This window comes from Desulfobacter sp., assembly GCF_050177295.1.
The window spans coordinates 1-6,629 of sequence record NZ_JBFXHE010000247.1 but is presented as its reverse complement, the minus strand read 5'-3'; the positions used below and the strand labels follow the sequence as shown (position 1 = coordinate 6,629).

The following is a 6,629-nucleotide window of genomic DNA, read 5'->3' as shown; positions in this document are numbered from 1 at the left end:
CCACATAAATGGCTGCTTTTTTGCCTTCAAGGTCTTTTTTCATGGTCTCAAGGCTGGGGATAATGGCCTGAACTTCTTTTTTGATCAGTTCCTTGGTTTTTTTAAGCATTTCAGGGTTCTGATCAAAAAATACTGCCACCCGGTACAGGGCATCCGAGGTGTCTTCAATGCCGAAATAGGAGACTCTTATAAACGGGATGCCGTATTCTTCCTGCATCTGCTTTGCCAGATGGGTGACCGACCCTGAACACTGGACCACGTTCAGGGCGGCATTGCCCGCCTGCATCACTTCGTCCACCCGGCCGTCTCCTGTGATCACAGAGACCACTTTTACGCCCATGGCTTCATAGTATTTTTTTATGATCCATGTCTCTCCGCCAATATTGAATTCGCCCAGGATATTGATGGAATCGGGAATGGTGACCCGGGGGGCTTTGTTTCTTTCTATCAGGCTGAACAAGGCGTCGCAGGCTGCCTTGTACCCGTCTTTTTTGGTTCCTTTAAATCCTTCGGAGTGGACAGCGATGACAGGAATGTTGGTCTCTTCTTCCACCTGGCGGCAGACCGCGTCCACGTCATCGCCAATAATGCCCACGATACAGGTACAGTAGATAAAGGCAGCCTTGGGTGAATATTTATCGATGAGTTCCAGCAATGCCTTTTTCAACTTTTTTTCTCCGCCGTAGATAATATCGGTCTCTGACAGATCCGTTGAAAAACTCATCCTGTGAAGCTCCGGGCCCGAAGACAGGGCTCCCCTGATATCCCAGGTATAGGAGGCGCACCCAATGGGACCGTGGATCAGATGCAAGGCGTCGGCAATGGGGTAAAGCACCACCCTGGAGCCGCAGAACACACAGGCCCGCTGGCTGACTGCGCCGGCCAGACTTTTGGTTTCACATTCCATCTCAAAGGGCTGTTTACCCTTCTGGTAGATCTGTTTTTCCCGCTGCTTGAGTACCGATATCGAGGTCATTTTATTTATCCTTTACTGCTTTAATTTACTCTACCAGTTCAAAACGTTCTTCAGGTGCATCCCGGTCCGTGCGGTCCATAAGGACGCCCAGAATTTTCTCCAGGAAGTGCAGACCGCCTTTGTATCCCACCGTGGGGAAGTAAGAGTGGCCGATCCGGTCCAGGATGGGGAAGCCGTGCCGTACAAACGGGATATCTTCATCCCGGGCAATGTATTTGCCGTAGGTGTTGCAGATGAGCAGATCCACGGGCTCGTTCTTGATCCACTGATGCAGGGTAAAAAGGTCGCCGGGCCCCTTGACGTTGATACCGTCTCCAAACCGGGCAGTGCTCTCCTTGATCCGCTCAGTAAAGGCTTTGCCCGGGGTTCCGGTGACGATATGGACCGGTTTCATACCAATGGTGACCAGAAATTCAGTCAGGGCAATTACCTGGTCCGGATCTCCGGCAATGGCTACCTTTTTGCCGTACAGATGGGGCTGCATGTCTGAGATTACATCTAAAAGCTGGCCCCGCTCCTGGGTAATGGTATCGGGTACGGAAACGCCGGCTGCGGTGCGCAGGGCATCAACGAACCGGTCTGTGGCCAAAAGGCCTATGGGCAGATCCTGCACCTGGCAGGGCACCTTGCACTGGGCGTCAAGGGCTCTGACCGCATCTGCCGAAGCCCAGGCCCCCAGCCCGATGGAACCCAAACTGTCGCCGGCACTCTTCAACTCTTTGACGGAAACCCCGCCCTTGGGGTACATATGGAATTTGCCGGTCAATGGGCCGTTCAGAATGCCGGAGGTGTCTGGAAAGAGGATGGACTCAATGCCCAGCATCCCGGCTATTCTCTTAATTTCAGCCATGTCCGAAGGTTCCACATATCCGGGAACAATGTTGAATTTCCCGTTGGGTTTGCCGGTCTTTTCGGCAAGCTGAACCACCATGGATCTAACCATATTGGAAAAGCCCGTGACATGGGAGCCCACATAGGACGGCGTTGACGTATGGATTACATACTTGCCTTTGGGGATCGTGCCGTCTTGTTTTGCCTTCTTGACAATCTGATTAACGTCGTCGCCAATGGTTTCCGACAGACAGGTGGTGTGAACCGCAACCATGTCCGGGTCATAGGTGGTGAATATGGTCAAAAGGGCCTGGAGCAGGTTGGCCTGGCCCCCGAATACCGATGCCCCTTCAGTAAAGGAGGAGGTGGCCGCCATGATGGGTTCACGGTAATGACGGGTCAGCGTGGACCTGTGATAGGCGCAGCAGCCCTGGGACCCATGGCTGTGAGGCAGGCAGCCATGGATACCTAGGGCCGCGTACATGGCCCCGATGGGCTGGCAGGTCTTGGCCGGGTTAATGGTCAAGAATTTTCTTTCTTTAATCTCTTTGGGTGTATGTCGAAGCAGCATATGTTTCTCCGTTTCTTTTTTCTTGTTTCTTGCTTCTTGTATCTTGATTATTCCCAAACGTACTTGGCGGATAACTCAGGTGCCTTCTGCCATGGGGCTTTCAGGTACTGCCAGATGTTGGCGTTGAGCATGCGGTCAATTTCTTCAAAAAAATTTACCGCGCCTTTGAATACCGCGTATGGCCCACCCGTGTCATAGGAGTGGAGCTGCTTCATGGGAATACCATGCTTCTGGACTGCGTATTTTTCCTTGATACCGGCGCAGAAAATGTCCGGCTTGTACATGGCGATAAGGGTTTCTGTTTCGTGCTGGCTGATGTCATCGACAATCAGGGAACCCGCGGTCATTTCAGGGATCAGGCCGTCATACGATTTAAACGGATAACCCTTTTCCTCCAGGGCCTTCATCGCTTCCTCGGTCTTTCTGGGACTGTACCGGGTTTCATCTTTTTCGATGGTCAGCTCTTCAATATTTCTGGAATCGGCATCAACCTTGATATCCGGAATGACATGACGCCCTTCATAGTCATCCCTGTGGGCAAACTCGTATCCGGCGGAAAGCACTTTCATGCCGATGGCCTTGAACAGTTCCTGGTAGTGGTGGGCCCGGGAACCGCCCACAAACATCATGGCGGTTTTGCCCTCGCACCGCGGTCTGACCTCCTTTATTTTGGCCTCAACAGGAATCATCTCCTCGGCGATAACCTCTTCCACCCGGTCAATGAGTTCCTGGTCTTCAAAATAGGCTGCTATTTTGCGCAGGCTGTTGATTGTTGACGTTGGTCCCGTAAAACTGACTTTTATCCAGGGAATGCCGTACTTTACCTCCAGCATGTCTGCCACATAGTTAATGGATCTGTGGCACATGACTGCATTAAGATCTGCGGTATGGCAGTTGGCAAACTGGTCAATGGTGGAGTTGCCTGAAAATGTGGAAACAAGCTCAATGCCGCATTTATTCAGCAACTCGTCAATGATGAACCCGTCGCCGCCGATGTTGTATTCACCCAACAGGTTAATTTTGAATTTCGCGTCCATGACTGTATCATCCAGGCCCACAACGTGTTGAAAAATCGTGTTGTTGGCAATATGATGGCCGGCGGACTGGCTCACGCCTTTATATCCTTCACAGGAGAATCCAAAAATATTGATGCCAAGTTTTTCCTTCATCTCTCTTGCCGCGGCATGGACATCATCGCCGATCAGACCCACCGGACAGGTGGAAAAGATGGAGATGGCCTTGGGTTTGAAAATATCATAGGCTTCCTGGATGGCGGCTTTAAGTTTCTTTTCCCCACCGAAAACAATGTCCTCGTCCTGCATGTCCGTGGAAAAGCAGTAGGTCATATAATTTTCAGCCTCGTCTGACGGGGGACGGGTCTGGTTGCGCCGGGTCAGCCATGAATAGAATCCGCAGCCGATGGGACCGTGGGTCAGATTGATGATGTCCCTGGTCGGGCCCATGATAACGCCTTTGCAGCCTGCATAGCAGCATCCTCTCTGGGTGATGATGCCCGGGACGGTCCTGACATTGGCTCCTACCTGGAGACCGCCTTTTTCATCGCTTGTAACCGGCGTGATCTGTTTGGCGCGTTTCCGGGCCACTTTGGGCGGATACTTTGCCAGAATTTCTTTTTTTATATCTTCCGGGTTAACGGTGTGGGTTCGTTCGCCTGTCATATGATTACCCCTATCTTTTCTCTCATGTTGTTTTGCTTAAAAATCGTCAAGAACGGCATCTCCGTTTTCTGATGTTCTCACGGAGATGGAGTCGTAGATGGGCTTGACCCAGATAACTCCGTCCCCTGACTTTCCGGTTTGGTTGGCTTTAATAATGGTGTTTACGGTTTTTTGGACCAGTTTGTCCGGTACAACTACAAATATGGCTCTCTTGGGGTGAAGGCGATCGCTCTGGCCCAACTGGGCAATGGCCTCTTCATACCCTTGTTCCGCACCCTTGAGCAGAGCCATGTTCACCAGGCCTTTACCCCGTCCCAGGCACTCCAGGGCGGTCATGGAGGAGACGCCCGCCTCAATCAGAGCCTTCTTGGTCTCATTGATCTTGTTCATGCGGACGACAGCCATGATTTCTTTCATGATGCCACCTCGACGTCTGAATCAAGGTCTATGTCCTTTTTGCCTGAGCTGATGGTATAAGACTCGATTATCGGAGAGATGAAAATCTTGCCGTCGCCAAAGGCACCTTTCTCACCGGTCTTTGCCGTGGCCAAAATGGTCTTAAGGAGAAAATCACGATCTTTTTCATCAATAACCGATATCAGCATCTCCTTGGGAATTTCATCATAGGTAATTTCACCGATTTTGATGCCCCGCTGCTTTCCACGTCCTGCCACACTCATCCGGGTGACAGCCGGATACCCGGCTTCCATGAGGGCGGCCATGACTGCGTTAACTTTTTCAGGGCGGACAATGGATTTAATCATTACTTTCATTTAAATTTTCCTTTTTGGTTCTTGGGTTTTTGGTTACGCAGCGATCCCGTATTTAATGAGCAGGGCCTCCAGTTCTTCAATCTCAAGGGGCGTCGGGATGACAAACATTTCATTTTCATCAATTTTTCTGGCCAGGGCCCGGTATTCATCTGCCTGGGGGTGCTCCGGTGCAAAATCAATTACAGTTTTTCGGTTGATCTCAGCCTGCTGGACCATGTTATGCCTGGGAACAAAGTGGATCATCTGGGTACCCAGTCTCTTGGCCAGCTGCAGAATCATCTCCTCTTCGTTCTCGACTTGACGAGAGTTGCAGATCAGGCCGCCGAGGCGTACACCGCCGGACTGGGCAAATTTCACGATACCCTTGCAGATGTTGTTGGCCGCGTACATGGCCATCATCTCGCCGGATACGACAATGTAGATCTCCTGGGCTTTGCCTTCACGGATGGGCATGGCAAATCCGCCGCAGACCACGTCGCCCAGAACATCATAAAATACATAATCCAGATTCTGTTCTTCGTCATAGGCGCCCAGCTGTTCCAGCAGGTTGATGGAGGTGATGATCCCGCGGCCGGCGCAGCCGACGCCAGGTTCCGGTCCGCCTGATTCCGTACACAGAACCCCGCCGTATCCTTCTTTTCTGACATCTTCGAGTTCAACATCTTCACCTTCTTCTCTCAGGGTGTCCAGAACGGTTTTCTGAGCCAGTCCGTTGAGCATGAGCCTTGTAGAGTCAGACTTGGGGTCACACCCCACGATCATAATTTTTTTGCCGGCCTCAACCAGTCCTGCTACTGTATTCTGGGTTGTAGTGGATTTCCCGATACCGCCTTTTCCGTAGATTGCTACCTTTCTCATTGTTTTTTTAGCTCCTTAATTAAGGTTTCGTTGTTTTTAGCAGGCACATAACCTGTTGATCGTCGTAATGCCAACAAATGCAACGGGTGTTCCATCTGGATTTTGGATGAATGGCAAAAAAATATAACCTGCTTGAATTACAAATCGTTTTAAATAAAAAAAATTTTTTATTCATGTTGGTGCAAATGGGGAAGTGTTTTAATATTACAAATATGAAATATATTTAGGTTCAAATATGTAATCTTTACTTTTCAAATAGATTATAATTCATTAAATAAATTCTTACGGCTATTAAATGGGGGGGTGGAAATTAAAAAAGAATGTGCGGGATATCTGCAAATGATGCCTTCTCAATTGATCCATAATTACAAACACCAAAAATGTAATTTTTTATCCGGTCTCCTTTTTTGTTGACAGATATGTGAAGAATATCTTCCGGTTTAAGGTCCTACATGGGATCTTGACCCACGGATTTTACCAGGCAGACCAATGCGGTGCGTTTCCACGCTTTTTTAGTATAAAAATCAAGCCCTTTATGGTTGTCTTTGTCTGCGAGCAGGGAGATGGATTTTATCCCTTTGCTTACGGCCCAGCCTTCAATAGCAGACAATAAAAGGCTTGCTATGCCTTTGTTTCTGTATTCACGATCCACAACCAGGTCTTCCACCACTGCACTGATATTGCCCTGGGCCGTTGAAATTCGGGTCTGAGCCGTGCACATTCCGACAATTGTGTCATTCATCCACGCCACCTTCACGGTTCTGTGCTTTCCGCATCCGTCCAGCATCAGCCGCAGCCCCCGGGTCTGGACCCCTGGATTGAATTCAAAATCCTGCTCTATGGCAAACAACTGGGCCAGCAGGGGCAGCATCTGATCAATATCGGCAGGGCGTGCTTCTTTAATGATAATTTCCATGGACAACTCCTTTTAATATTCCGTT

At 49.8% G+C, this 6,629-nt stretch carries 7 protein-coding genes; all 7 read right to left on the bottom strand.

Annotated features, from left to right (window positions below; translation table 11 throughout):
- Positions 1-976 (bottom strand): nitrogenase component 1 (locus AB7U36_RS15735; RefSeq protein WP_428160658.1); only part of this gene is annotated, 976 nt, incomplete at its 3' end.
- 25 nt (positions 977-1,001) lie between these two features.
- Complete coding sequence (gene nifK / locus AB7U36_RS15730) at positions 1,002-2,378, bottom strand: nitrogenase molybdenum-iron protein subunit beta (RefSeq protein WP_428160657.1); 1,377 nt, start codon at positions 2,376-2,378, stop codon at positions 1,002-1,004.
- 47 nt (positions 2,379-2,425) lie between these two features.
- Positions 2,426-4,057 carry a nitrogenase component I subunit alpha gene (locus AB7U36_RS15725; protein WP_428160656.1) on the bottom strand — a complete coding sequence of 544 codons (1,632 nt, stop codon included), beginning with the start codon at positions 4,055-4,057 and terminating at the stop codon, positions 2,426-2,428.
- Positions 4,058-4,093: 36 nt separating this feature from the next.
- Positions 4,094-4,474, bottom strand: coding sequence for a P-II family nitrogen regulator (locus AB7U36_RS15720; protein WP_428160655.1), 381 nt, complete (start codon positions 4,472-4,474; stop codon positions 4,094-4,096).
- Complete coding sequence (locus tag AB7U36_RS15715; protein ID WP_035237764.1) at positions 4,471-4,830, bottom strand: P-II family nitrogen regulator; 360 nt, start codon at positions 4,828-4,830, stop codon at positions 4,471-4,473. Before AB7U36_RS15715 ends, AB7U36_RS15720 begins: the two co-directional genes overlap by 4 nt.
- A 33-nt stretch (positions 4,831-4,863) precedes the next feature.
- Complete coding sequence (gene nifH, locus AB7U36_RS15710; RefSeq protein WP_428160654.1) at positions 4,864-5,688, bottom strand: nitrogenase iron protein; 825 nt, start codon at positions 5,686-5,688, stop codon at positions 4,864-4,866.
- 448 nt (positions 5,689-6,136) lie between these two features.
- Complete coding sequence (locus AB7U36_RS15705) at positions 6,137-6,604, bottom strand: N-acetyltransferase family protein (RefSeq protein WP_428160653.1); 468 nt, start codon at positions 6,602-6,604, stop codon at positions 6,137-6,139.
- Between the last annotated feature and the right edge of the window lie 25 nt (positions 6,605-6,629).